The 24,381-nt window shown below is 64.0% G+C and carries 25 protein-coding genes and 1 tRNA gene; 15 read left to right on the top strand and 11 right to left on the bottom strand.

Annotated elements, in window-relative coordinates; all coding sequences use genetic code 11:
* Positions 1–51: 51 nt before the first annotated feature.
* Together GJ695_RS30515 and GJ695_RS20390 are read right to left on the bottom strand one after the other, a co-directional pair.
* Entirely contained in the window at positions 52–1,656 is a 1,605-nt protein-coding gene (locus GJ695_RS30515) for a methyl-accepting chemotaxis protein (protein WP_154367950.1), read from the bottom strand.
* Between the two features lie 119 nt (positions 1,657–1,775).
* Complete coding sequence (locus GJ695_RS20390) at positions 1,776–2,726, bottom strand: LysR family transcriptional regulator (RefSeq protein ID WP_166455260.1); 951 nt, start codon at positions 2,724–2,726, stop codon at positions 1,776–1,778.
* 148 nt (positions 2,727–2,874) lie between these two features.
* Between GJ695_RS20390 and GJ695_RS20385 the strand changes: the two genes are divergently transcribed.
* On the top strand, positions 2,875–3,675 hold the full coding sequence (locus GJ695_RS20385) for a substrate-binding periplasmic protein (protein ID WP_154367946.1): 801 nt from the start codon (positions 2,875–2,877) through the stop codon (positions 3,673–3,675).
* 9 nt (positions 3,676–3,684) lie between these two features.
* On the opposite strand, the gene GJ695_RS20380 is transcribed toward GJ695_RS20385, so the two are convergent.
* The gene (locus GJ695_RS20380) at positions 3,685–4,707 is read right to left on the bottom strand and encodes a porin (protein WP_154367944.1); all 1,023 of its coding nucleotides are present in this window, start codon (positions 4,705–4,707) and stop codon (positions 3,685–3,687) included.
* Positions 4,708–4,882: 175 nt separating this feature from the next.
* Between GJ695_RS20380 and GJ695_RS20375 the strand changes: the two genes are divergently transcribed.
* Positions 4,883–5,977: an amidohydrolase family protein gene (locus GJ695_RS20375; RefSeq protein ID WP_154367942.1), complete on the top strand. Its 1,095-nt coding sequence runs from the start codon at positions 4,883–4,885 to the stop codon at positions 5,975–5,977.
* 4 nt (positions 5,978–5,981) lie between these two features.
* Here GJ695_RS20375 and GJ695_RS20370 read toward each other — a convergent pair whose 3' ends face one another.
* The 3 genes from GJ695_RS20370 to GJ695_RS20360 are packed head-to-tail and all read right to left on the bottom strand — an operon-like array spanning position 5,982 to position 8,298.
* Entirely contained in the window at positions 5,982–6,632 is a 651-nt protein-coding gene (locus GJ695_RS20370) for a TetR/AcrR family transcriptional regulator (protein ID WP_154367940.1), read from the bottom strand.
* Positions 6,619–7,830, bottom strand: coding sequence for an FAD binding domain-containing protein (locus GJ695_RS20365; protein ID WP_154367938.1), 1,212 nt, complete (start codon positions 7,828–7,830; stop codon positions 6,619–6,621). Before GJ695_RS20365 ends, GJ695_RS20370 begins: the two co-directional genes overlap by 14 nt.
* A gap of 18 nt (positions 7,831–7,848) precedes the next feature.
* A complete protein-coding gene (locus GJ695_RS20360) occupies positions 7,849–8,298 on the bottom strand; it encodes a VOC family protein (protein WP_154367936.1) in 450 nt (149 codons plus the stop codon).
* 145 nt (positions 8,299–8,443) lie between these two features.
* Between GJ695_RS20360 and GJ695_RS20355 the strand changes: the two genes are divergently transcribed.
* The 6 genes from GJ695_RS20355 to GJ695_RS20330 all read left to right on the top strand — a co-directional run bounded on the left by GJ695_RS20355 (position 8,444) and on the right by GJ695_RS20330 (position 14,119).
* The gene (locus tag GJ695_RS20355) at positions 8,444–9,658 is read left to right on the top strand and encodes an ABC transporter substrate-binding protein (protein WP_154367934.1); all 1,215 of its coding nucleotides are present in this window, start codon (positions 8,444–8,446) and stop codon (positions 9,656–9,658) included.
* A 27-nt stretch (positions 9,659–9,685) separates the two neighbouring features.
* Positions 9,686–10,570, top strand: coding sequence for a branched-chain amino acid ABC transporter permease (locus GJ695_RS20350; RefSeq protein ID WP_154367932.1), 885 nt, complete (start codon positions 9,686–9,688; stop codon positions 10,568–10,570).
* A 13-nt stretch (positions 10,571–10,583) separates the two neighbouring features.
* Positions 10,584–11,567: a branched-chain amino acid ABC transporter permease gene (locus GJ695_RS20345; RefSeq protein WP_154367930.1), complete on the top strand. Its 984-nt coding sequence runs from the start codon at positions 10,584–10,586 to the stop codon at positions 11,565–11,567.
* A complete protein-coding gene (locus GJ695_RS20340) occupies positions 11,557–12,300 on the top strand; it encodes an ABC transporter ATP-binding protein (protein WP_154367928.1) in 744 nt (247 codons plus the stop codon). Before GJ695_RS20345 ends, GJ695_RS20340 begins: the two co-directional genes overlap by 11 nt.
* 9 nt (positions 12,301–12,309) lie before the next feature.
* The gene (locus GJ695_RS20335; protein WP_154367926.1) at positions 12,310–13,014 is read left to right on the top strand and encodes an ABC transporter ATP-binding protein; all 705 of its coding nucleotides are present in this window, start codon (positions 12,310–12,312) and stop codon (positions 13,012–13,014) included.
* Between the two features lie 199 nt (positions 13,015–13,213).
* Positions 13,214–14,119 (top strand): hypothetical protein, encoded by a 906-nt coding sequence (locus GJ695_RS20330; RefSeq protein WP_154367924.1) that lies wholly within the window; start codon positions 13,214–13,216, stop codon positions 14,117–14,119.
* Positions 14,120–14,153: 34 nt separating this feature from the next.
* Here GJ695_RS20330 and GJ695_RS20325 read toward each other — a convergent pair whose 3' ends face one another.
* On the bottom strand, positions 14,154–14,714 hold the full coding sequence (locus GJ695_RS20325) for a thymidine kinase (protein WP_154367922.1): 561 nt from the start codon (positions 14,712–14,714) through the stop codon (positions 14,154–14,156).
* A gap of 67 nt (positions 14,715–14,781) precedes the next feature.
* On the opposite strand from GJ695_RS20325, the gene GJ695_RS20320 reads away from it, so the two are divergent.
* Genes GJ695_RS20320 through GJ695_RS20310 form a run of 3 tightly spaced genes read left to right on the top strand, consistent with a single transcriptional unit; the run spans position 14,782 to position 17,722 of the window.
* Complete coding sequence (locus tag GJ695_RS20320; protein ID WP_154367919.1) at positions 14,782–16,149, top strand: pyridoxal-phosphate dependent enzyme; 1,368 nt, start codon at positions 14,782–14,784, stop codon at positions 16,147–16,149.
* Positions 16,146–17,318: a trans-sulfuration enzyme family protein gene (locus GJ695_RS20315; RefSeq protein WP_154367917.1), complete on the top strand. Its 1,173-nt coding sequence runs from the start codon at positions 16,146–16,148 to the stop codon at positions 17,316–17,318. The genes GJ695_RS20320 and GJ695_RS20315 overlap by 4 nt, the downstream gene beginning before the upstream one ends.
* Before the next feature lie 17 nt (positions 17,319–17,335).
* Entirely contained in the window at positions 17,336–17,722 is a 387-nt protein-coding gene (locus GJ695_RS20310; protein WP_154367915.1) for an HNH endonuclease, read from the top strand.
* 122 nt (positions 17,723–17,844) lie between these two features.
* On the opposite strand, the gene GJ695_RS20305 is transcribed toward GJ695_RS20310, so the two are convergent.
* Positions 17,845–20,010, bottom strand: coding sequence for an acylase (locus GJ695_RS20305; RefSeq protein ID WP_229260567.1), 2,166 nt, complete (start codon positions 20,008–20,010; stop codon positions 17,845–17,847).
* 62 nt (positions 20,011–20,072) lie between these two features.
* Positions 20,073–20,909, bottom strand: coding sequence for a hypothetical protein (locus tag GJ695_RS20300; RefSeq protein ID WP_154367911.1), 837 nt, complete (start codon positions 20,907–20,909; stop codon positions 20,073–20,075).
* 288 nt (positions 20,910–21,197) lie between these two features.
* Here GJ695_RS20300 and GJ695_RS30205 point away from each other — a divergent pair, with 288 nt between their 5' ends.
* Together GJ695_RS30205 and GJ695_RS20290 are read left to right on the top strand one after the other, a co-directional pair.
* Complete coding sequence (locus tag GJ695_RS30205; protein ID WP_229260566.1) at positions 21,198–21,872, top strand: PEP-CTERM sorting domain-containing protein; 675 nt, start codon at positions 21,198–21,200, stop codon at positions 21,870–21,872.
* Between the two features lie 77 nt (positions 21,873–21,949).
* A complete protein-coding gene (locus tag GJ695_RS20290; protein WP_154367909.1) occupies positions 21,950–22,237 on the top strand; it encodes a hypothetical protein in 288 nt (95 codons plus the stop codon).
* Here GJ695_RS20290 and GJ695_RS20285 read toward each other — a convergent pair whose 3' ends face one another.
* Positions 22,238–22,435, bottom strand: coding sequence for a hypothetical protein (locus GJ695_RS20285; protein WP_154367906.1), 198 nt, complete (start codon positions 22,433–22,435; stop codon positions 22,238–22,240). It abuts the gene before it with no gap.
* A 106-nt stretch (positions 22,436–22,541) separates the two neighbouring features.
* Here GJ695_RS20285 and GJ695_RS20280 point away from each other — a divergent pair, with 106 nt between their 5' ends.
* A complete protein-coding gene (locus GJ695_RS20280; RefSeq protein ID WP_154367904.1) occupies positions 22,542–23,645 on the top strand; it encodes a helix-turn-helix transcriptional regulator in 1,104 nt (367 codons plus the stop codon).
* 22 nt (positions 23,646–23,667) lie between these two features.
* Positions 23,668–24,261 (top strand): DUF4755 domain-containing protein, encoded by a 594-nt coding sequence (locus tag GJ695_RS20275; protein WP_166455259.1) that lies wholly within the window; start codon positions 23,668–23,670, stop codon positions 24,259–24,261.
* Positions 24,262–24,291: 30 nt separating this feature from the next.
* On the opposite strand, the gene GJ695_RS20270 is transcribed toward GJ695_RS20275, so the two are convergent.
* A tRNA-Leu gene (locus GJ695_RS20270) sits at positions 24,292–24,376 on the bottom strand.
* Positions 24,377–24,381 lie beyond the last annotated feature (5 nt).

Below are 24,381 nucleotides of genomic sequence, written 5' to 3'. Positions count from 1 at the left end.
CCGGCGGCGACAAAATGTCTACATGGCGTAGCCAAAAGGGACGGTGGTGCGCTAGCGCAGCCGCAATCGTTGCGGCGCGGCGTGCGACGGCGCGGCGGCGGCCGGCGTCAGGCGGAAGCTGTTGACCAGCTCGGTCAAGCCGGCGGCCTGGTCGCGCAGGCTGCCGGCAGCCGCCGCCGCCTGTTCCACCAGCGCCGCGTTTTGCTGGGTCGCGGTGTCGATTTCGGTGATGGCGGTGTTGACGTGGCCGATGCCGGTGCGCTGCTCGTGCGAGGCGGCGGAAATGTCGGCCACGATCGCGGTCACGCGGGTGACGCTGCCCACCACTTTTTCCATCGTCTCGCCGGCTTTTTCCGCCAGCGCCGCACCGGCGCCGATGCGCTGCACCGAGTCGTCGATCAGGGTCTTGATTTCCTTGGCCGCGCTGGCGCTGCGCTGGGCCAGGTTGCGCACTTCGCTGGCGACCACGGCAAAGCCGCGTCCCTGCTCGCCGGCACGGGCCGCCTCGACCGCCGCGTTCAGCGCCAGGATGTTGGTCTGGAAGGCGATGCCGTCGATCACGCCGGTGATGTCCTCGATCTTGGCCGCGCTGGTGTGGATGGCGGCCATGGTGCTGGTGACTTCTTCCACCACGCCGCCGCCGTGCCTGGCCACATCCGAGGCGCTGACGGCCAGCTCGCTGGCGATGCGGGCGTTTTCCGCGTTGTGGGTGACGGCCTGGGTGAACTCTTCCATCGAGGCGGCGGTTTCCTCCAGCGTGCTGGCCTGCATCTCGGTGCGCGACGACAGGTCCAGATTGCCGGCGGCGATTTCCGCCGACGAGGTGGCGATGGCGGCCGCGCTGTCGTGGATGGCGCTGATCATCTCGGCCAGGTTGGCCTGCATGGTTTTCATGGCGAACAGCAGGCTGCTGGTGTCGTCGCGCGCGGTGTCGATGGCGGCGCTCAGATCCTTGCCGGCGATCTGCGTGGCCACTTCGATCGCGTACTCCGGACTGCCGCCCAGCGCGCGCTGCAGGCTGCGGTTAATCGCCAGCACGATCAGCGTCAGAATGGTGGCCGCCACCAGCAGCATCAGCGCCACCGTTGTCAGCGAAGCATAGAAATCCTTGTCGATGTCATCGATATACATGCCGGCCACCAGCACCCAGCCCCAGCGCTTGAAGGCGACCACCCGGCTCAACTTGGTGGACGCGGCATGTTCGCCGGGACGCAGCCAGAGATAAGTCAGGAAGCCTTCACCGGCGGCGGAATTGCCGATGTTGGCCAGTTCGCGGTAGACGTAGAAGCCGTTCGCGTCCTTGAAACCGCTCATGTCCTTGCCGTCGTAATCAGGAAACACCGGATTCTGGATCGCGTGCGCGTCCATGCCGTTGATGGCGATGTAGCCGTCATCGCCAAAGCGGATTGCCTTCATCGCGCGCATGGCGCGCTGCTTGGCTTCCTCTTCGGTGATGCGGCCTTCCTGCGCGTCGGCGGCAAAGCGCTCGACCTGCTTCAGCGCCGCCTGGTCGATATTGGCCAGCGCAAGCTTGCGTTCTTCATAGCGCATATGGCGCGCGTTCAAGACCAGCATGGTGGCGATGGCCACCAGGCACAGCAGGCTGGCCGCGAGGGGGAACCACAGCTTCTGCCGGAAAGTAAGTCGAATATTCATGCTAGTTAATAACCTTGCGTACAAACCCAAAATCTTAAATTATCAGTTGATAACTTGCAAGATGATTTTCCACGCAGCATGTTTTTAAAGCCAGGAATTACCTCATGTCGACCGCCGGTCTACGCGGCGTCCACCACGCGGACCGCTGGGCACGGCAGCTCGCGTTCCCACGGCGGCACATCGCCCCAGGCGGCGACCAGCGCATCGATGAACAGCCTGACCTTGGGGGACAGATGCTGCCGCGTCGGGTACAGGATGCGGATGGGAATGCGCGGGCACTTGTGTTCCGGCAGCAGCGCCAGCAGGCGGCCGGCGCGCAGGTCATCCTCAATCAGGTAGGACGGCAAATTGCCGATGCCGGCGCCGTCCAGCGTGCTCAAGCGCAGTGCTTCGGTGCTGTTCATCGCCAGTCGGCTGGCGGCCGTGAATTCGACTTCCAGTTCGTCGTCGTAAAACACCCATGGCTGCGGCTTGCCGCCGCTGACATAGAACAGGCACTGGTGCTCCTTGAGATCGGCGATCGCGGCCGGCGCCGGATGGCGCGCCAGGTAGGCCGGCGCGGCGCACAGCACCATGCGCTGCTGGGCGACGGTGCGGCCGATCAGGTCGGAATCCTGCAGTTGCGCACCGATGCGCAGCGCCACATCGACGCCCTCCTCGATCAGGTCGACGCACTGGTCGGTGAAACCCACCTCCACCGACACGTTCGGCCATTGCGCCAGGAAGCTGTCGATCACCGGCAGCACATGGGCGTGGCCCAGCGCCAGCGGCAGGCTGAGTTTGAGCCGGCCATGCGGCGCGCCGCTGCGTTCGGCCATCGCCAGTTCGGCGTCTTCCAGGTCGTCCATCAGCTGCACGCAGCGCTTGTAGAAGGCGGCGCCGTCGTCGGTCAGGCTCAGGCTGCGCGGAGTGCGGTTAATCAGGCGGACATTCAGGCGCTCCTCCAGCCGGGCGATGCTCTTGCCCACGCCGGAGCGGGTGACGCCCAGCTGCTGGGCCGCGACGCTGAAGCTGCCGGCGTTCACGGCCGCGATGAAGGTAGCAATCTCGCCAAAATTGTTCAGTCCCACGTGTCCTCCGTATCGGTATCTTCCCATGTTACAAGAAAAACCAGCACGGAGCGCTTCCAGCCCGCCGATGTAGACTTTTGGTCGCCTTTAATTAATCCTTTGATCAACTATATTGAGGGAAGACCTGCGAAATTCGAGAGATGAGACGATGACCACGACCGATACAGTACAAATACGCCGCAGGGAATTGTCGCTCGGGCTGGCCGCTGCGCTGCTGGGCCTGCCGCTGGCGGCGCACGGCGCGCCACAACCGCCGCTGACGCTGGCCCTGATCGAACTGATGCCGTGGGCCACCACCACCGCCGACGGCACGCAAGCCGGCATCCTGGTCGATACCGCCGACGCGTTGTCGCTATTGAGCGGCGTCGACCTGCAACTGCGGCTGCTGCCGTTTCCACGCGGCGCGGCGATGCTGCAGCAGCGCCAGGTGGACTTGATGGTCGCGCTCCAGGCCGAACAGCTGGACCGCGTCGCCGTCCGCCTCGGGCCGCTGTCGATGGAAGACATCATTGTTGTCGGCCGCGCCGGCACGGTGCTGCGCGCGATGTCGGACCTGAAGGGAAAAATCGTCGGCCGCCTGCGCAACGCGGAATACGCGGCCGAGTTCGCCGCCTCCACCGACATCATCAAGTACGACACCAGCAGCTACCGTCAAAGCCTGGAGATGCTGCGCGCCGGGCGGCTCGACGCGGTGGTCTTCATCCGTTCGGCGCTGCTGTTCACGCTGAAGTCGATGCAGCTTACCCAGGCGGCGGTCGGCCAGCCGCTGCTGATCGGCCGCACGCCGCTGACCATGTACGCCACCGCCGCCTGCGCGGCCACGGCGGCCGGCCAGGCCATCCGCGAGGCCTGCAAAATCCTCTACCGGCGCCAGACCGTGAGAGCGCTGGCCGAACTGCTCAACACCGAGGCCAGCGAACTGCCTACCGCCCTGTCCTGGCGCGGTTGACGGCCCCGCTCAGTACTTCAGCCGCATGCCGACGGCATAGGTCTTGCCGAGGTTGGCGGTGCTCAGCTTGTCGGTCTGGAGGATGGCGTACAACTCGGTACGCTTGGACAGGAAGTAGTCGTAGCCCAGCGCGCCGGTGTCGCGCCGCGTATCGGCCAGACCGGCCGCGGTGTTCCGGGTCTGCGCCCACGACAGCAGGATGTTGCCCGGCCCCGACGGCACCGAGACGCCGGCCTGCGCGGTCTTGCCCTTGCCGTCCGGCGCGCGGTTGTTGGCCGTGTCCCAGGACGCAAACAGCTTGGCGACGCCGAAGTTGTAGCTGGCGCCGGCAAAATAGGTCTTCTGCTCCGACTGGCCTATCGTCGCCAGGCCCGGCCCCACGCGGACGCGCTGCGCCGTCAGCGTCGCCATCAGCGGCCCCTGTTCATAGCTGACGGTGGAACCGACGTTGTTGGTGCGGGTGCCAAACTTCGTCTCGCCCAGGCCGACATAGGTGGCCAGCTTGAAACCGCCGCTCACCGGCGTGGTGTACGAGATCGCGTTGTCCCAGCTGGTGTCGCCATATACGGTGCGCGACATCGGGATCGACCATACCTGCGCCAGCAGCGGCGCCAAGCGGATCGAGCCGCCGAAGGGATTGGACTGGGCGGTCGCCACGAACAGCGGATTGAGCACGCGCCCGATCTTGATTTCGCCGGCCGCACCCTGCAGGCCGACGTAGGCGTTGCGGGCAAACAGCGCGTCGGTCGGCGTGCGGCCGCCGGCGCCGGTGTCGAGCTGGATATAGCCCTCCACCGCGAAGATCGCCTTCAGCCCGGTGCCCAAGTCCTCGGTGCCGCCAAAGCCCCAGTACGAGGTTTGCAGGCCGCCGCTGTTGACCACGCTCGACGCCGGTCCGCCGGCGCTGGTCTCCGAGCGCCCGGCCCACATGTCCAGCACGCCATAGACCTGCACCGACGATTGTGCCGACGCCGCGCCGGCCGCCCCCGCCAACAGCAGCGCCAGGGCCGCCGGGTTGCCAATTTTTTTCATGTCTCCTCCGTTTTTTATGGAGTTTAATTATCGTTCGATAATTTGTTTTATCAAACACAAACCTGAATGCCGACAATCTTTGTCTCGTTTACGCAGCAAAACCCAAAAACCAGCGGCGCAACTCAATTGATCGATCTATCATTAAAGGATTCTTACAACAAGCAAAGGAAGCAGAATGACAAGCAGGAGACAATTCATCAAACACGGCGCCCTCAGCGTTGGCGGCATCATCATGGTCGGCTGCGGCGCGCACGGGCCGCTGCGCGCGCCCGAGGCCGACGCCACGCCAGGCGCCCCACTGGTCCTCAATGGCGCGCCGGTCAAGACCGTCGACGTCCACGCCCATTGCATGATTCCGGAGGCGCTGGCCCTGCTGGGCATGGACGTGTTCTCGCTGTATCCCAAGACCATGCACGGCGGCCAGGAGAACGTGCTGGTGATCGCCGAGCGCCTGGCCGCGATGGATGCGCAAGGCGTGGACATGGAAGTGCTCAGCATCAATCCGTTCTGGTATGAACAGCCGCGCGAGTTGTCGGCAAAAGTCGTCCGCCTGCAGAACGACAAGCTGGCCGAGCTGTGCGCCGCCAGGCCGGACCGCTTCGCCGCCTTCGCCTCGCTGTCGCTGCAGCATCCCGACCTGGCGGTGCAGGAACTGGAACACGCGATGACCAAACTCGGCTTGCGCGGTGCGGCGATCGGCGGCAACGTGGCCGGCGCCGACTTTGCCGATCCGCGCTTCCATCCGGTCTGGGCCAAGGCCGAGGCGCTTGGCGCCACGCTGTTCATCCACCCGGTCGGCACGCCGGAACTGGCCAAGCGCTTTGCCGGCAACGGCTGGATGCCGAACGTCATCGGCTATCCACTGGAAACCACGATCGCCTTGCAGCACTTCATTTTTGAAGGCGTGCTGGACAAGTTCCCCAAGCTGAAGATCTGCGCCGCGCACGGCGGCGGCTACCTGCCCACCTCGGCCGCCCGCATGGACCACGGCTGCTTCGTCAACCCGGGCGCCTGCGCGCACGGTCCGGTGTTGAAAAAGAAACCGAGCGAATACGTCAGCCAGCTGTTCTTCGACAGCCTGGTGTTTACGCCGGAAGCGCTGACCAACCTGGTGCGCCAGGTCGGCGCGTCGCAGGTGATGCTGGGATCGGACCACCCATTCCCATGGGCCGGCAAGCCGGTCAAACATGTGCTCGATACGCCGGCGCTGTCGGACGCCGACAAGGCGGCCATCCTGGGCGGCAACGCGCGCCGCGTGCTGGGACTGTAGCGAACTATGGCAGCTGCGGCTCCCGCAGCTGCCGCAACACCAGCGGCGCGCTGGTCATGAAATCCTCGACCTGGCGGTCAACCAGCCGGTCGAGTTCTTCCGGCACGCCCAGCCGGTACACCCACTTGCGCACGCCGATGTAGAAAATCGAGGCGTGCAGTCCCCAGATGAATTCGATCTCGTCCTCGTGCTGCTGCGGCGTCGGCGGCGGCACGTCGAATTCGCGGTGCAGCTCGGCCAGCACCACGTCAAACACCCGCTCGCGCAGGCGCGCCAGGTAGCGCACGTTGATGCCGTCATAGCTCAGTCCGGCCAGGATGAAAATCCGTATCCAGTCGCTGTGCAGGATGACGCCGGCGTATTGCCGGTAGAAGCGGTGTACGCGCTCGGTCAGCGGCAGGCTGCGATCGGCCAGCAGCAGGTCCCACGCCGGATTCCAGCGCGACAGATACACTTCCTTGAAGACGCGCTCGGCCAGCGCCTCCTTGCTGGGAAAGTAGCGGTACAGCAGCGGCTGCGAGATGCCCAGTTCCCTGGCCAGCTCGCGCGTACTGGCAGCGAAGCCAAAGGTAGCGAAGTACCGGATGGCCTGCTGCACAATCTGCTGCTCGCGGTCCGCCGACGACAGCCGGCGGCGGCGCTCAGGCGTCGGCAAGATGCGCGCCGGGTGGCACCGCGGTTTCGCGCATCACCGCTTCCGGCGTGCGGTAGCGTTCCGCCATCCGCATTTCCTGCTCGGTGCGCAGCTGCGCCTGCATGTAGGCGCCCAGGTGGCGGGCGTGGGCGACGATCCGGCTGCCGTAGGCCACGCGTTCGGCCGAGTAGCCGGCCAGCGCTTCCGCCACCGGCAGCCTGGTCAGCCATTCGGTCAGCGCCAGCGCGTCGCCGGCCGCCTTGGTCACGCCCATGCCGCAGTGCGGCCGCGCGACGAAGGCCGAATCGCCCAGCAGGGCGACGCGGCCATACGCCAGGCTCGGCGATTCCAGGTCGTAGATCGGCTGGAAGAACGGCTGCACGGTGCGCGCCACCACCTCGGCGAACTGCGGCGACAGCGACTGTTCGGCCGCCGCGCGCATCTCGCCGATCACGCCGGCCGAAATCAGCGGCGGCGGAATGCCTTTTTCGTAGACGTGGCCGGCGGCGTCGGTCGACAGGCGCAGCACTTCCGCCTCGTCGGCCGGACGATACCAGACGAAGTTGTAGCGGCGCTGGCCCGCCTCCATCGCATTGAAGGCGCCGGCCACCGGGTAGCCCAGCATCTGCTCGCGCGGCGGCAGGCAAAAGCCGAAGTGGCCGAACAGCTGCCGGTGCGTCTCGGCGCTCAGGGTGTGTTCCTCGACCAGGCCGCGCCAGGCGATGTAGCCGGCGTAGGCCGGTGCGATCTCCGGCGCCAGCACCTGGCGCACCGACGAGCGGATACCGTCGGCGGCGATCAGCAGTTCGGCCTGCGCCGTGCTGCCGTCGGCGAAATGCGCCTCCACGTGCTCCGCGGTCTGCGTGACATCCACCAGGTGCTTGCCGCAGTGGTAGCGCTGCTCCGGCAAGGCCGCGCGCAGCAATGCATACAAGCGGCCCCAGGCGGTCAGCACCTGCGGATGCGGATGCTCGCCGATGACGGCGCCGCCGTGGTCCAGCGTGATGCGCGACGGCACTTCGACGCCGATCTTGTCGTCCGTGATGCCGATGCGGGCCAGGATCTCGAACAGTTCCGGATGGGTCACCACGCCGGCGCCGCGCTCCGCCAGCTGTTCGTTGACCCGTTCGTACACTTGCACATCCCAGCCGGCGCGGTGCAGCAGATTGGCTGCAAACAGGCCGCCGAGCGAGCCTCCGATTATCGCTACTCGTTTCATGGTCTCCTCCTTGTTGTCTCAGGCCAGGCCGAGGGCGTGCGCCTCGGCGTGCGGGTAATTCATCTCGATGGTCACGCCGCTGGGGTCGGCGATGAACACCTGGTACAGCCCCAGCGACGGCACCGTGCGCTCGGTGAAATCCATGGCGCGCCGCAGCAGCCTGGCGCGCATGTCTTCCAGGCCGGTGGCCAGGAAGGCCACGTGGTCGACCGCGCCGGTGCCGAACAGACTGGCCTCGTCCTTGTCGCCCAGGTAGTCCTTCAGCCCCTGCGGATCGTTGGCGTCGATGCCGATGATGTGCACCACGCCGAAATCGCTCTCATCGTTGCTGTCGTACAACCAAATGCCGGGGAATTTGAACGGCGGGCGGAATCCTTCGCGCAGCCCGAGCATCTCGGTGTAGAACCGCCGCGACGCCTCCAGGTCGCCGGTGCGGATCGAGTAATGCCCCAGTTTTCTGATACCCATGTGCTCCTCCATTGTTGGTGATGTTTGACTCAATATAAGTTATCGATCGATAAGTAGCAAGAAGAAAAATTGAAGATTTTCTTGACATCGCGGTCTGTACATTCGATTATTTATCAACCGCTCACTAAAAACAAAGGAGACATTCATGCAACCACTACGCCCGTTCGCTGGCGCGGTCTGCCTCGCGCTGGCCACCCTGGCCGCTTCCGCCCATGCCCAGTCCCAAGCTCAAGCCGCGCCGATCCGGATCGGCCTGCCGGTGCCCTTGACCGGCCCCTACGGCGCCGAAGCCAAGGACCAGGTCGGGAACGCCGAGCTGGCCGTCAAGGAATTCAACGATGCCGGCGGACTCAACGGCCGCAAGGCCGAGCTGCTGGTGCGCGACGACAAGCTCAATCCGGGCGAAGCCGCCACCCGCGCGCTGGAGCTGATCGAGAAGGATCACGTCAACTTCATCGTCGGCAGCCTGTCGGCCGCCACCCAGCTGGCGGTCAACAACGTCACCCGCCAGCGCAAGGTGCTGTACATTTCGATCAGCCAGTCCGACGCCATCAACGAGGCGGCCGACTTCTCGCGCTACACCTTCCACGAGTCGCTCAATCCGCACATGACCACCCAGGCGGTGGGCAAATACGCCTTCACCAAGGGCGCGCGCATCGCCTTCCTGACCGCCGACTACGCCTACGGCCAGGAAATGACGCGCGGCTTCACCCGGGTCGCCAATGAAGTCGGCGCCACCGTGGTGGGCGAGATCAAGCATCCGCTGGGCGCCACCGACTACTCGACCTTCCTGCCGCGCCTGATGGCGATGAAGCCGGACATCCTGGTCTTCAACAACTTCGGCCGCGACAACCAGATCTCGATCAAGCAGGCCGGCGATTTCGGCCTGAAGAAATCGATCCGCTTCGTCACGCCCATCCTGACCTATACCTCGCGCATCGCCGCCGGTCCGGGCGTGTACCAGGGCGTGGTCGGCGGCAGCTCCTACTACTGGCAGATCCAGGACAGCCTGCCCTCGGCCAAGGCGCTCAACGAACGCTACAAGCAGACCAACAACGGCGCGCTGCCGTCCGACTACGGCTCGATGGCGTACTCCGCCGTCAAGTCGCTGCTGACGGCGGTGAAACAGGCCAACACCAGCGACACCGAAAAAGTGGTCGACCAGCTGGCCAAGCTGCAATACGACACCTACAAGGGGCCGCAGTTCTACCGCGCCTGCGACCACCAGTCGGTGCAATCGGTGCTGGTGATCGCGTCCAAGCCCGCGCCCAAGGACGCCAACGACCTGTTCACCGTGCTGCGCGTGGCGCCGGCGTCGACCGACGCCCTGCGCAGCTGCGCCGAGCTCGGCCACAAGTAGTCCATCACCCGATCCGCAGGAGGCAATATGGAAGGCATCACCCTTGAGCTGGTGGGACTACAGCTGTTTACCGGACTGGCGCTGGGCGCGGTCTACGTTTTGCTGGCGGTGGGACTGTCGCTGATTTTCGGCATGCTCACCATCGTCAACTTTGCGCACGGCGCATTCTTCATGGTCGGCGCCTACGCCGGCTACGCGCTGTACCAGCTGGAGCCGAATTTCTGGCTGTGCCTGGTGCTGGTGCCGCTGGTGGTCGGCGCGCTCGGCATGGCGGTCGAGCGCGTGCTGGTGCGGCCGCTGTACGGGCGCGGCATCGACTATCCGCTGCTGCTGACCTTCGGGCTGGCCTATGTGATGGTGGAGCTGGTGCGCATCGCCTTCGGCAAGCAGGGCCTGCCGGTCGACACGCCGGAGCTGCTGCAAGGCTCGGCCGACATCCTGATCGGCCAGTTCCCGCTGTACCGCCTGTTCGTCATCGGCGTCACGGCGGCGGTGCTGTTCGGGCTGTGGCTGTTCATCGAGAAAACTTCGTTCGGCCTGATCGTCCGGGCCGGCGCGCGCGATCCGCAGATCGTCCGCATTCTCGGCGTCGATATCGCCCAGGTGTGGCTGATCGTGTTCGGCCTCGGCACCGGCATTGCCGGCCTGGCCGGCTTCCTGTCGGCGCCGATGCAGGGCATCAGCCCGGAAATGGGCGGCCCGGTGCTGACGGTGGCCTTTGTGGTGACCGTGGTCGGCGGCATGGGTTCGCTGGTGGGCGCCATCGTCGCCGGCGTGCTGGTCGGCGTGGTCGAGAGCCTGGCCGTGCTGTTCTTCCCCGAAGCGGCCAAGGTGTCGATGTTCGTCATCATGGCCGTGGTGCTGCTGGTGCGTCCGCAGGGTCTGTTCGGCCGTCCCGGTCTGATGAGTTAAAGGTAGAAAAATCATGCATGCAAAATCCGACATCCTGCCGCGCGTGCGCGTCGCGGCCCGTCCGCTGGACCTGGTGCGCCACCATCGCGCGCTGGCCTCCGTCGTCGCCCTGATGGCGCTGCCGTGGCTGCTGCCCAACCATTCGGTGGCGGTCAACATCCTGATCTACGGCCTGTACGGCGTCGGTTTCAACCTGCTGTTCGGTTACATGGGCATGCTGTCGTTCGGCCACGCAGCCTTCCTCGGCCTGGGCTCGTACACGGCCGGTATCCTGATCGCCCACACCGGCCTGGCGTGGTGGGCGGCGATACCGCTGGCCATCCTGGCCTCGGCGGTGCTGGCGCTGGCGATGGGGCTGCTGGCGATCCGCACCCGCGGCATTTACTTCGCCATGGTGACGCTGGCGCTGTCGCAGTGCGTCTACTTCCTGGTCTACCAGTTCCCGCTGTCCGGCGGCGAGAACGGCCTGCGCGGCGTCAACCTGCCGACGCTCGACCTCGCCGGCCTGACGCTTGACCTGCTCAATCCCACCAACAAGTACTATGCCTTCCTGGCGCTGGTGGCGCTGACCCTGTTCGCCCTGTCGCGGGTACTGTCCTCGCCGTTCGGCGGCGTGGTGGAGGCGATCCGCGAGAACGAGGCGCGCACCCGCGCCTGCGGCTTCAACGTCGAGCATACCAAGCTGATCGCGTTCATCCTGTCCGGCGCCATCTGCGGCCTGGCCGGCGCGCTCAACGCGATTCACCTGTCCAGCGTGGCCATCGAGAGCCTGCACTATGAAACCTCGGGCCTGGTGGTGATGATCTGCCTGCTGGGCGGCATGGGCACCTTCTTCGGCCCGTTCATCGGCGCCGCGCTGTTCCTGCTGATCCAGGATCTGTTCTCGCAATGGACCGAACACTGGCAGCTGTACGTGGGCGCCATCTTTATATTCTTTGTGCTCTTCTTCCCCAAAGGCGTGTGGGGCACCCTGCTGGAGAAACTTCATGACCGCTGACCTGATCCTGCGCACCGAAAACCTGACGCGCCGCTTTGCCGGCTTCACCGCGCTCAACAACGTCTCGGTCGGCTTCGAGCGCGGCAAGCTGACCGCCATCATCGGCCCCAACGGCGCCGGCAAAAGCACGTTTTTCAACCTGCTGTCCGGCACCTTCCCGCCGTCCGAAGGCCGGGTGGTGTTCGAGCAGCGCGACCTGTCGGGCCTGAAGCAGCATGAGTTCGCCCATGTCGGCGTGTCCAAGTCGTTCCAGATCACCAATATCTTCCCGGCGTTCAGCGTGCTGGAGAACGTGCGCATCGCCTTGCAGGCGCGCGTCGGCCGGCTGAATTTCTGGAGCCGGCGCGCGGCGCTGGGCCTGGACGACCGCGCCAGGGAACTTCTGGCGCTGGTCGGCCTCGGCGCGCACACGCGGCGCGCGGCGCGCGAGCTGGCGCACGGCCAGCAACGCGCGCTGGAAATCGCCATCGCGCTGGCGGCCGATCCCAAGCTGCTGCTGATGGATGAGCCGACCGCCGGCATGAGTCCCGAGGAAACCCGCTCGATGATGGACTTGATCGTGCAACTGGCCGCCGAACGCACGGTGGTGCTGGTGGAACACAAGATGAAGATGGTGATGGGCATCAGCGACCGCATCGTGGTGCTGCACCACGGCGAACTGCTGGCGACCGGCAAGCCGGACGACATCCGCGCCAACGACGAAGTCAAGCGCGTCTATCTGGGCCAACACTGAGGAACTACCATGCTGACCATTAAAAACCTGAACGCCTGGTATGGCACCAGCCATATCCTGCAAAACGTCAGCCTCGACGTGCAGCGCGGCGAGGTGGTGTCGCTGCTGGGCCGCAACGGCGCCGGCAAGACCACCACCATCAAGAGCGTGATGGGGTTGCTCAAGAAAACCAGCGGCGAGGTGTCGTTCAAGGGCGTCAACCTGCTGGGCCTGGCGGCGCACCAGCGCTTCGGGCTGGGCCTGGCCTACGTGCCGGAAGAGCGCCGCATCGTGCCGGGCATGACGGTGCTGGAAAACCTGCGGCTGGGCATCGTCGCCTCGGGCAAGATGGCGCAGGAAAAGGACATCATCGACCGCATCGCCGAGACCTTCCCGCGCCTCAAGGAGCGGCTGGGACAGACGGCGGTGACCATGTCGGGCGGCGAGCAGCAGATGCTGGCCATCGCCCGCGCCACGGCGGCCGATCCGGACATGATCCTGCTGGACGAACCGTCCGAAGGCATCATGCCGGTGCTGGTCGATGAAATGTTCGAACTGTTCCAGCAGCTCAAGCGGCAGGGCAAGACCATCCTGCTGGTCGAACAGAGCGTCGAGGCGGCGCTGGGCATTTCCGACCGCGCCTACGTGCTGGACCAGGGCGGCATCGTCTACACCGAACGGGCCGACGCCATGCTGGCCGATCCGGAAATCCAGGAACGCTACTGCGCCGTGTGAACAGGCGCTGGCGCGCGCCGCCAGCGTTGCCCGCCGCCCTCACCTCTCCAATCTCCAGCGGGCTTGACACCGATCAAGCCCGCTTATCCACAAAGCCATAGCATGGGCATGCCTCAAGGTTGGTCGTTCACTGGATGCGGCCTCGGGCATCAAGCCACCTGCCGGCGGCGGCGCTGGCGATGACCTTGGGAGGTCCGCGATGAATTCCCTGTTTCGTTTGCTGATTCTTTGTCTCTGCACGGTGCCGCTGGCCGGTCGCGCCGCCACGCCGGCCGAGCAGGGGATGTCGAGCGCGCCGATGCCGCACGCGCTGCTTGCCGCACCTGGCGCGCCGGTCAAGGTGCACCTGGTCAGCCTGCGGGGCTATCTGATTGGACAGCCAGACAACGCCGCCCGTCTGGCCATGCTGCACGCCGAAGTGGAGGACTGCGTGCGGCGCAATAACGCGGCCGGCGCCGCGTCCAAACCGCCGCGCGCCTGGCCCGAGCACGTCGACAGCCAGCGCCACGATGTGTATTCCGCCGTCAACCGAACCATCCACTACACCAGCGCGCTGACGTATGGCGTCAACCAGCTCGACTGCAGCTTGACCGAGACGCACCTGAGCCGCGCCAGCCTGTTCTCCAGCCGGGGAATCTGCGATATCGACCTGCTCAAGAAAACCGCCCACGGCGCCTGCGACGCTGCCGGCCAGGCAAGCGCCAAGCCGCCCAGCCGCCGCCCCGGCTTGACTGCCGAGCAAATTGCCGCCATCGAGCGGGACGCGGCAGGCAACCCCGCCAAGGCCGCCATGGCGGCAGCCATCCGCGCCAACCCGCCGTCCGGGACCGGGGAGCACAAAACCATCCTCGGCATCGAATGCGATGTGTGGAAAAGTCCGCTGAATCCGGAAGGCACAGTTTGCCTCTCCCGTGGCGGCAGCTTTCCCGCATCGACAGCGCCCGGCGCTGCGCAATCAGCCATGGCACTCGAAGAAGACAGCGCCACGTCGGGCATCAAGCTGCTGGCCACCACCGCGCAACTGGATACGCTGGTCAACGGCGCCGTATTCACGCCTTATTTGAGCGGCGGTTTCCGCATTGCCAATACGGGAACACGCCCATGAACACCGGTCTTGGCCACGCGCAGGCCAGCCACGCTTAATGCGTTTCGCTGTAGAAGCAGCGGCCGCAGGCCTGGCGATAACTCTCGTTGCCGCCAATACTGATCTGCTCGCCTTCCTTGATGCGCTTGCCGTTTTCGTCGACGCGGATATTCATCGTGGCCTTCTTGCCGCACGAGCAGATATTCTTGATTTCCTCGATATCGTCGGCCAGCGCCAGCAGGTAGGCCGAGCCGGGGAACGGCTCGCCACGGAAGTCCGAGCGCAGGCCATAGGTGATCACCGGAATGCCGCGCACCTGCGCCAGCTGGTGCAGCTGCTTGACCTGCTCCGTGCTCAAAAACTGGGCTTCATCGACCAGCAGGCATGCGATTTTTTCATCTATCGTTAGAAGAAAATCGGTATTGGCCTCGAACACCTCGGTCTCGCGCTGGGGCCCCAGACGCGACGTCACCTTGCCCACGCCATAGCGGCTATCGATGGCGGCCGTGAACAGGCGCACCTTCTGGCCTTGTTCTTCGTAATTATGGGCCACCTGCAGCATGGCGGTGGACTTGCCCGCATTCATCGCGGAGTATCGGAAATAGAGTTTTGCCATAGGCGAATTATAAACCGCGAAAATAAAAAATAGAGCATACTTGGCCGACACGCCCATAGGAGAACTCATGCACAAACCTGCGCTGTTCAACCTGATCGGCAAGACGCCCATGGCCGAGATTACCCGTCTCGATACCGGCCCTTGCCAGTTATTCCTGAAGCTGGAATCGCAAAATCCCGGCGGCTCGATCAAGGACCGCATCGGCTTGGCCATGATCGAAGCGGCCGAAGCCCGGGGCCTGCTCAAGCCCGGCGGCACTATCATCGAAGCGACCGCCGGCAACACCGGCCTCGGCCTGGCGCTGGTCGGACGGCTCAAGGGCTACCGCGTGCTGCTGGTCGTACCCGACAAGATGTCCACCGAAAAAGTGCTGCACTTGAAGGCGCTGGGCGCCGAGGTGCGCACCACCCGCTCCGACGTCGGCAAGGGCCATCCCGAGTATTACCAGGACTACGCCGCGCGACTGGCCGCCGACATGCCGGGCGCCTGGTTCTCGGACCAGTTCAACAATCCCGCCAATCCGCTGGCGCACGAAACCACCACCGGCCCGGAAATCTGGGAACAGATGGGCCACGACGTGGACGCCATCGTGGTCGGCGTCGGCTCGTCCGGCACGCTGACCGGGCTGACGCGCTACTTCCGCAAGGTCGCCCCGCACGTGGAATTCATCCTGGCCGATCCGGCCGGCTCTATCCTGGCCGAATACATCGATACCGGCCACGTGTCCGAAACCAGCGGCTCGTGGGCGGTGGAAGGCATCGGCGAAGACTTCATCCCCGCCATCGCCGACATGACCGGCGTGACCAAGGCCTACACCATCACCGACGTCGACAGCTTCGCCACCGCGCGTTCGCTGCTGAAGGAGGAAGGCATACCGGGCGGCTCGTCCACCGGCACGCTGCTGGCCGCCGCGCTGCGCTACTGCCGCGAACAGACCACGCCCAAGCGCGTGGTCAGCTTTGTCTGCGACACCGGCACCCGCTACCTGTCCAAGGTCTACAACGACGGCTGGATGCGCGACCAGGGCCTGCTGGAACGCCAGCGCTACAACGACCTGCGCGACCTGATCGGCCGCCGCTTCGATGCCGGAGAAGTCATCAGCGTCACGCCGGAGGACACGCTGATGATCGCCTTCAACCGCATGCGCGCCGCCGACGTGGCACAACTGCCGGTGCTGGAAAAAGGCCAGCTGGCCGGCATCATCGACGAATCCGATGTGCTGCTGACGGTGGGCGCGGAGCCGGAACGTTTCAACAACGCCGTGGGCGGCACCATGACCAGGCGGCTGGAAATTCTCAAGCCGTCCGCCGACCTGCAGGCGCTGCGCGACACGCTGGACCGCGGCCTGACCGCCGTGGTGGCCGACGGCGACACCTTCTACGGCCTGATTACCCGCTACGACCTGCTTAACCATCTGCGAAGGACACTATCTTGAGCGACAAAAAACCTGCCCTGGCCACGCGCGTCATCCATGCCGGCCAATCGCCCGATCCATCGACCGGCGCGATCATGCCGCCGATTTACGCCACCTCCACCTTTGTGCAGGAAAGTCCCGGCGTGCACAAGGGACTGGATTACGGCCGCTCGCACAATCCCACGCGCTGGGCGCTGGAGCGCTGCGTGGCCGACCTGGAAAGCGGCGCGCAGGGTTTCGCCTTCGCCTCCGGCCTGGCCGCGATATCGACGGTGCTGGAACTGGCCGACGCCGGCTCCCACATCATCGCCGGCGACGATATGTATGGCGGCACCTACCGCCTGTTCGAACGCGTGCGCCGGCGCAGCGCCGGCCACCACTTCAGCTATGTCGACCTGACCAATCCGGAAAACCTGCTGGCCGCCATCAAGCCGGAGACGAAAATGGTGTGGGTCGAAACGCCGACCAACCCGATGCTCAAGCTGGCCGACTTGCAGGCGATTGCGAAAATCTGCCGCGAGCGCGGCATCATCGCCATCGCCGACAACACCTTCGCCAGCCCGATCGTCCAGCGGCCGCTGGAACACGGCTTCGACATCGTGGTGCACTCGGCCACCAAGTATTTGAACGGCCACTCGGACATCATCGGCGGCATCGCCGTGGTGGGCGGCGAGGAGCGCCAGAAGGAATGGCGCGAGCAGCTGGCCTTCCTGCAAAACTCGGTCGGCGCCATCGCCGGCCCGTTCGACAGCTTCCTGGCGCTGCGCGGCGTGAAGACGCTGGCCATCCGCATGGAACGCCACTGCGCCAGCGCGCTGGAACTGGCGCGCTGGCTGGAACAGCAGCCGGAGGTGCGCAAAGTGTTCTACCCCGGCCTGGAATCGCACCCGCAGCACGCACTGGCCAAACGTCAGATGCAGGGCTTCGGCGGCATCATCTCGATCGACCTGAATACCGACCTGCCGGGCGCGCGCCGCTTCCTGGAAAGCTGCCAGGTGTTCGCGCTGGCCGAGAGCCTGGGCGGCGTCGAAAGCCTGATCGAGCACCCTGCCCTGATGACCCACGCGTCCATCCCGGCGGCCCAGCGCGCGGCCCTGGGCATCGGCGACGGCCTGATACGGCTGTCGGTTGGAATTGAAGATATAGAGGATTTAAGGGCCGATATTCGCCGTTCGCTGGACGCTATTTAACTGCTAAGATTCGGCGCATGATCTATATATTCATCATCATCGCCGTTATTGGCCTGGGCTTTGCCTACTCGATTCTGGTGGCCGCGGCCAAGCCGGTGGTCGGCAGCGACTATTACAAGGTGTCGAAGGACGGCCGCGTGCTGATGGCGGCCGGTCCCAAAGTCACGGCTATCAAACCGACGCTGTATCCGGATGGCCTGAAAGTCAAGCTGCGCGGCGGTAAGCGCGAGGGCGAGTTCTACGTGCACGACCTGGTGGCCGAAGTGTTCCTGCCGAACCCGAACCGGCTGCCGGCCGTCCGCCACCGCGACGGCAATGTCCGCAACAACAAGGTGGAGAACCTGCAGTGGATACAGCTGGAAGGGGTGGAGCATCCGGCGCCGGTAGTCTACCCCAAGCCGTAAAAGCTCGCGGCACCAGCAAAACCCGCACACCGCTGCGGCCAGGGTCTGACCCCGCATGGGGTCAGACCCTTTCGTTCGGGGGCTATTCCAGCCCCTTGGGTCAGACCCTTTCGTTTGGAGGGCTATTCGCCAGGATGGTAGCGGCGTTCGAGGTTCTTTTCCACGTCGGCTTTATAGAACAGCACATCCTTGAACTCACCGCGCGCATACATCGCGGCCTGGTCATAGAAATGCGGCGAGGCCGGATTGCCGCTCTGCCCACCCGCCAGAATGCTCCTTGCCTTGATGCGCGGCCCGAACTCCACCGCCGCCACGAAGCTGTTGCCACGCTCGCCGTAAATGCGCCTGGTCTTCTGCTTGGACGTGGTGCCGTAGGCCGCCAGCGATCCCCAGTTGGCCGACGCGAACGGCACCGGCAGGCTAGGCTTGCTGTCGTCGAACGGCTGCACGATATCGCCGGTTAAACGCTGGAAGCGGTTGATCTCGCCCCACGGCGTTTGCCAGCTGCCGAAATCCGCCGTCAGCTTGGCGATGGCGCGCTCCAGCGCCTCCAGCCGCTGCTGCGGCGTGATCGCGGCATGGATGTAATCCAGCACCTGCACTTCCCTGGCCTTGGCCGCCGGCTGATACGTGGTCCACAGATCCTGCGCCCAGTACACGGCCAGCGAGGTGGTGGTCGACTCCAGCGAATAGCGCATGTCCCACGCGCGCAGCGCCTTGATCTGCGGCGCCAGGGCGGCCTTGCGCGCGTCGTCGGCAGGCAGTTCGTCGTAGGCGGCGAACAGCTGCGGCAGCAGCGGCTCGAACGCCGGCAGCTGGTTGTCGTAGGCGGCGGCGATCAGGCTGTCGATAGTGAAGTCTTTTTTGTTTTGCAGCACGCGCACCGCGTGGATGCCGCGCGGGTTCTCCGGATTCATCGACATATAGGCCGGATAGTCCTTGACCTTGGGGCTATAGGCCCCGGCAGCCGTGTACGGCCAATTGTTGGTGTTCTGGATCCAGCCGTTCTTCGGATTGAACAGCGTGATGGTTTCCTTGACCTCGTGCAGGCCTTGCCACTCGGTGGCCGGATTGCTGCCGTCCACCGGATGCTTCCAGTCGAACTGCGGATCGCGGCGCGGGATGAAGTTCCCGTGGAAGTAGGCGATATTGCCGTCCGCATCCGCATACACGGTGTTGTTGGACGAGTTGGTGCGCAGCTCCATCGACTTGTAGAACGCCTTGTAGTTGCGCGCCTTGGTGCGGCTGAAGGACTGCGTCAGCGCCTTCAGCGGCTCGTTCATCAGGCGCACCGCCACCCACTTGCCATCCTTGGCGCGGACGATCGGGCCGTGGTGGCTGTAGTAGACGCGCACCGTCTTGCTGGCCATGCCGTCCTTGGTCTTGTACGGCAGTTCGATGTCGACCGCCTTCAGCGCACGCTGTTCGCTGCCATACTGGTAAAAGAACTGGCCGTCCTTTTCGCTGATGGTTTCCAGGTACTCGTCGATGACGTCGCCGCCGCCGGAGGTGTGCATCCAGCCGACACGGTCGTTGAAGCCCTGGTAGATGAAGAACTGGCCCCAGGTCACGGCGCCATAGGCATTCAGGCCTTCCTCGCTGTGCATCGCCACTTCGGGACGGAAGTAGAACGAGGTGTGCGGATTGATCATCAGCAGCGCATGCCTGTTCCTGGTCAGCGCCGGCGCGATGGCGAAGCCGTTGGAACCACCCGGCTCCTTGTCCGGATCAACGCCGTCATTGGACGACATCAGCACCGGCGGCATCAGGGGCAGCTTGATGCCATCGGCGTACAACGCCTGCAGCTGCTTGATGTCGATGGTCTCGATGTCGCCGCCGATGCTGCCTTCGCTGAAACTGAGCGCCATCCACGGCTCGAAGTGCGTCAGCAGCGCCGGCTTCACGTCGGGATGCGTTTGCAGATAGTAGTTCAGGCCATCGGCCCAGGCGTTCATCAGCTTCTTCAGCCACGCCGGCGCCTGCGCGTACTGGCGCTTGAGTTCATCGGGATTGATGAACAGCTTCATGCGCAGGTCCTTATACAGTTCGGCCTCGCCCTCCACTTCCGCCAGGCGGCCCATGGCGTTGATGAAGTTCAGCTCCACGCGCGGGAAATCATCTTCCGCCTGCGCGTAGACCATGCCGAACACCGCGTCGGCGTCGCTCTTGCCGTAGACGTGAGGGATGCCCCATTTGTCGCGCAGGATGCTGACGCGCTGCGCGGCCGCCTTCAGGCGCACAGGTTCGGCTACCGCCACCACTGCGGGCGCTGCAACCGCCGCGCTCATCGAAATCAAACAAGTCAAAGCTAACGGGGCTTGCAGTCGCTGCATAAGTAACACTCCAATAATCAGGCGCTGACCAACTCGGAAATACGGCGTTGCAGAACAGTGATCTCTTCCAGCAGCGCGGCGTTCTTTTCACGCAGCGCCATGTTTTCGGCGCGCAGTTCGCGCACGTCGGTTGGCATGTCGCTGTAATCGACTTCCGGCGCGGCCTTGCCCTCCTTCGGCTCCTTGGCTGGACGCGAGGCGGCGCGCAGGTCGCGCACTTCCTTGGCGGCCTTTTGCAGTTCCTTCTTGCCGCCGGCAACGGCGGCCAGCTGCACCTCTTCCGGCAGCGAGGCCACGGTGGCCGCCGCGTTGATCGAGATGGTGCCGGCGCGGACCGCTTCCACCAGTTCCGGCGTGGCCGTCTTCTGGATCTTTTCGATCTGGCCAATGGTCGCGCTGCTCAGGCGCGCGGCGCGGGCGATGTCCTCGCGCGACGCCAGCGGCATGGCGGCCGGCTTCTTCGGCGCGTCGCCGTCTTCCGGCGCGATGCGCGCATCTTCGGCGGCGGCTTCGGCGGCCAGTTCCAGCGCGCGGGCGGTCATGATTTCCTTCTTGCGCAGCGCCAGCACGCCGCGCTGGTAGTCCGAAATGCTGCGGCGACCGAGATTGTTATCGATCATCCACAACTTCACGTCTTCCATGCTGCGGAAGCTGGTGTTTTCCGTCACTTTGAACGGAATGCCGTGCTGCTGGCAGATCTGGTAGCGGTTGTGGCCGTCCACCAGCACGTCTTCCCACAGCACCAGCGCGTCGCGGCAGCCTTCGGTCAGAATGCTGCGCTCCAGCGCCTGATATTCACTCTCGGTCAGCGGCTCGATGTAAGCACGCAGCACGTCATTAATTTTGATTTGCATAGCTATCCTTGAAATACCGACCAGCATGCTACACCATCCGGCGGTCCGCCAAAAGCGGCAAGTGGCATGATGGTGACTAAGGCAATTTTAAGAAACCCACATTAAGATTTCACTCAGTCAAACGTGCTTTCTCCGCCAATTGACCAAAAGCCCCGACAGGTTCACTGCCTGATCGGGGCTTTGCTTTTGCAATTTCACAACATACATTACACTCTGACAACGACATTAAATTACTTTCATGCTATCGTGCATGCACTGGAGTAAATATTAATTCTTTGGAGAAATAACATGATTGCAAAAATCTACATCAAGCTGGCTGCGTTTGCGGTCGCCGCCGCGTTCAGCAACATCGCTGGCGCCGTGGTCACCGACCTGACCGGCCAATATACCCTGCAATCATCGGCCACCGCCGTGGCCGGCCAGAGCCATGAATATGTCTTCAATTATTCGGTCACCAACGTGGGCCAGGGTTATGCGGGCACCCAGACCGGCCTGGACGGCTTTACCATCTACATCCCGACCAGCGCCACCGTCATCAGCGCAACTGTACCGGCGTCCTACGCCGGCAGCCCGGGCGTCTGGACCAACGCCCCCTCCGCCAGCCTGGACCTGCGCGGCAACGGCACCCAGAATATGGTTGCGCCGGCCGGCTATGTGGCCTACACCTTCTGGGGCCAGAATACGCAGTCGGTCTATCAGCAAGGCAGCACCGCCACCTTCAGCCTGACGCTGGCGAATGTCTCGGTCGGTTCGAACACGGTGGGCATCTCCAGCTACTACGGCTTCAGCACGCCGCCGACCGGCCAGGCTTACACCACCAATGAGTATGGCAACTACACCACCTTCACCACCCATGCGGTGTCCGCCGTGGCGGCCGTACCGGAACCGGAAACCTACGCCATGCTGCTGGCCGGCCTGGGCGCGGTGGGCATGATCGCGCGCCGTCGCCGCCGCCAGGACTAAGCGCTCGTCCCAAGAGAAAAACGCGCTACGGCGCGTTTTTTTATGCCATCATGCGGAATCGACAACAAGGACTTGGCATGGTCAACTACATCATCCGCGTTTCCTACACCGCTCCCGACGCCGACACCCATGCGCGCGTGAAAGCGGAACTGGCCAAATACAATATCGCCGACGCCATCAAGGCCGACGACGGCCAGGGCTACTATCTGCCGGAAGGCGAATTCTGCTACAGCGGCATCGAGACCATCAACGAAGTGCGCGACGCGGTGCACCGCCTGGCCGGCGGCATCCAGCCCGAACCGGCTGTGCTGGTAATGGAAATCACCACGCTGTCATGGGCCGGCTTCAAGCTGGTCGAAGGCTGATCAGCGGGCGCTTTGCGCCTTGGCCGCGGCCTTGATGTCCGCACAGGACATCGGCTTGCCATTCTTCGCCGCCTCGGCCTCCAGCTGCTGGCAGCCGGTGTAGTTATGCCAGAACACCGCCACATAGCCCGCCACCCCCAGCACCACGGCAACCATCGCCGCCACCAATCCCAGTTTTACCACTTTGTCAGACGCCATTTCTTAACTCGATAAGCAAAGGAACGATGTTAGCACGCCGGCCTTACTTTATTTGCAGTGCTAAATAAACTATAATTTTATTTCCTCTAGACAACTCGACGGCAATATGGATATTTCCCTGGAACAGTGGAACGAGACTATCGCTGGGCTTTACGATGCCATATTGCAGCCCGACCTGCTGTCGTCCGCCGTCGCCACCGCCAATCAGGCGCTGGACTCGGATTTCTGCCACCTGCTGGGCGTCACGCCGCAGGGCGAGGTGGCGTTAAACATCGTGACCGCGCCGTCCTATCAGACAGCGATAGCGGATTATCGCGATTACTACGTCGGTATCGATCCGCGCCGCCAGTTCGCCGACAGTCAGCCGGTGGGCGCCACCTACCGCTGCAGCTCCTTGTTCACGCCCAAGTTTGTCGACCGCAACGAGTTCTATCAGGATTTTCTGAAACCTCACGGCCTGCGCTACATCATCGGCGCGTGCCTGCATCGCAGTGACCGGATGAGCGTGTACGCGGCGTTCAACCACGTCAACGGCCGGGCGGAATTTACCGATGAAGAACACAAATTCTTCGGCTTGCTCAATAGCCACCTCGGCAAAGTCATCACCGCCATTGACCGGACCCGTCCGGTCAGCACCGCCTTATCGCTGGGAGAACATGCGCTCGAAGCGATGCAGGTCGGACTGATGGGCGTGGCCGCCAGCGGCGTCATCACCTACGCCAACGCGCAGGCAAAAACCGGACTGGCCGCCCTCGCCCTGGCGCGCGACGGCACCGGCCGGCTGGCGGAAGGCAGTCCCTGCCGGCTGCTGGTGCAACAGGTCCTTGCCGACGGCATGCCGCACGCGCTGCGCCTGTTTGACAGCAACTTGGCGCCGCAGTTCGTGACCGCCCTGCCGGCGCCCGCCGATACCGGCAGCGCGCCATCCGGCGAACTCAGCGCGGAACGCACGGCGGTGGTGCTCATCCTCAACACGCCCGGTGAATCCGGGCCGCGCCCCAGCCACCTGGTTGAATGGTTCGGCTTGAGCGGCGCGGAATCACGGCTGGCCCATGCGCTGGCCTCGGGCCACAGCATAGAACAGTACGCCATCACCTATTCGATCAGCGTCGCCACCGCGCGCACGCAACTGCGCTCGATCCTCAAGAAGACCGGCGTCAGCCGGCAGCAGGAGCTGGTTCGCCTGCTGGCAAGCTTGCCAACCGTCTAAATCATCCATTTTGATGATGCCGATGCGGCGCGAGCTGCTGCAAGATTGCTATCAGTGTTCCGCTTGCGCAACTTCTGATCAACAACGAATAGGTAAATTTATGATTTTTTCCTGGGTACTCTTCATCCTTGGCGGCCTGCTGATTGTTTTTGGCGGCCTGCCGGGGATTGCTTTCGGCGGCGCAGCCGTGTTCTTCGGCTACAAACTCCAGCAAAAGCGCAAAACGAAACAGAACAACATCAAGGATCTCAACCAGTCCGCGCTGGCGGATGCCGACTACAGCCATGTCTTTGAAGACTACGCGATGGCGGTCAGCGAGAAGAACCGCCAGGTCTATCTGGCGGCAGGCGGCCACTCCAAAACCTATGACTTCAGCGACATCCGCAGGTGGCACTACAACCTGGAATCCGGTGGCGCGATCATCGGCGGCGGCATGGCCGTTGCTGCAATGAACGTCCGGCAAGGCCGCCAGAACGAAGAAAACAGCGGTTTCTTCGTGCAGGTAAAAGATGTCGACCATCCCGAATGGCAGATCAGATTCCCGTATAACAAGGACCTGAAAAAGAACCTGCTGCGCTGGATGGAGATTTTTGAGCAGAAAGTGAACAACCAGTAGAACCGCGAAGGTTCGCTCAAAAAAGGCGGGTGGTGCTCCGAGCCGGAATCGAACCGGCACGCCTTGCGGCGGCAGATTTTAAGTCTGCAGTGTCTACCAATTTCACCATCGGAGCCCACA

The organism is Duganella alba (genome assembly GCF_009674495.1).
GTDB classification, from domain to species: domain Bacteria; phylum Pseudomonadota; class Gammaproteobacteria; order Burkholderiales; family Burkholderiaceae_D; genus Rugamonas; species Rugamonas alba.
Note: the sequence above shows the minus strand (reverse complement) of the source record. Positions and strands in the feature narration are given on the sequence as shown.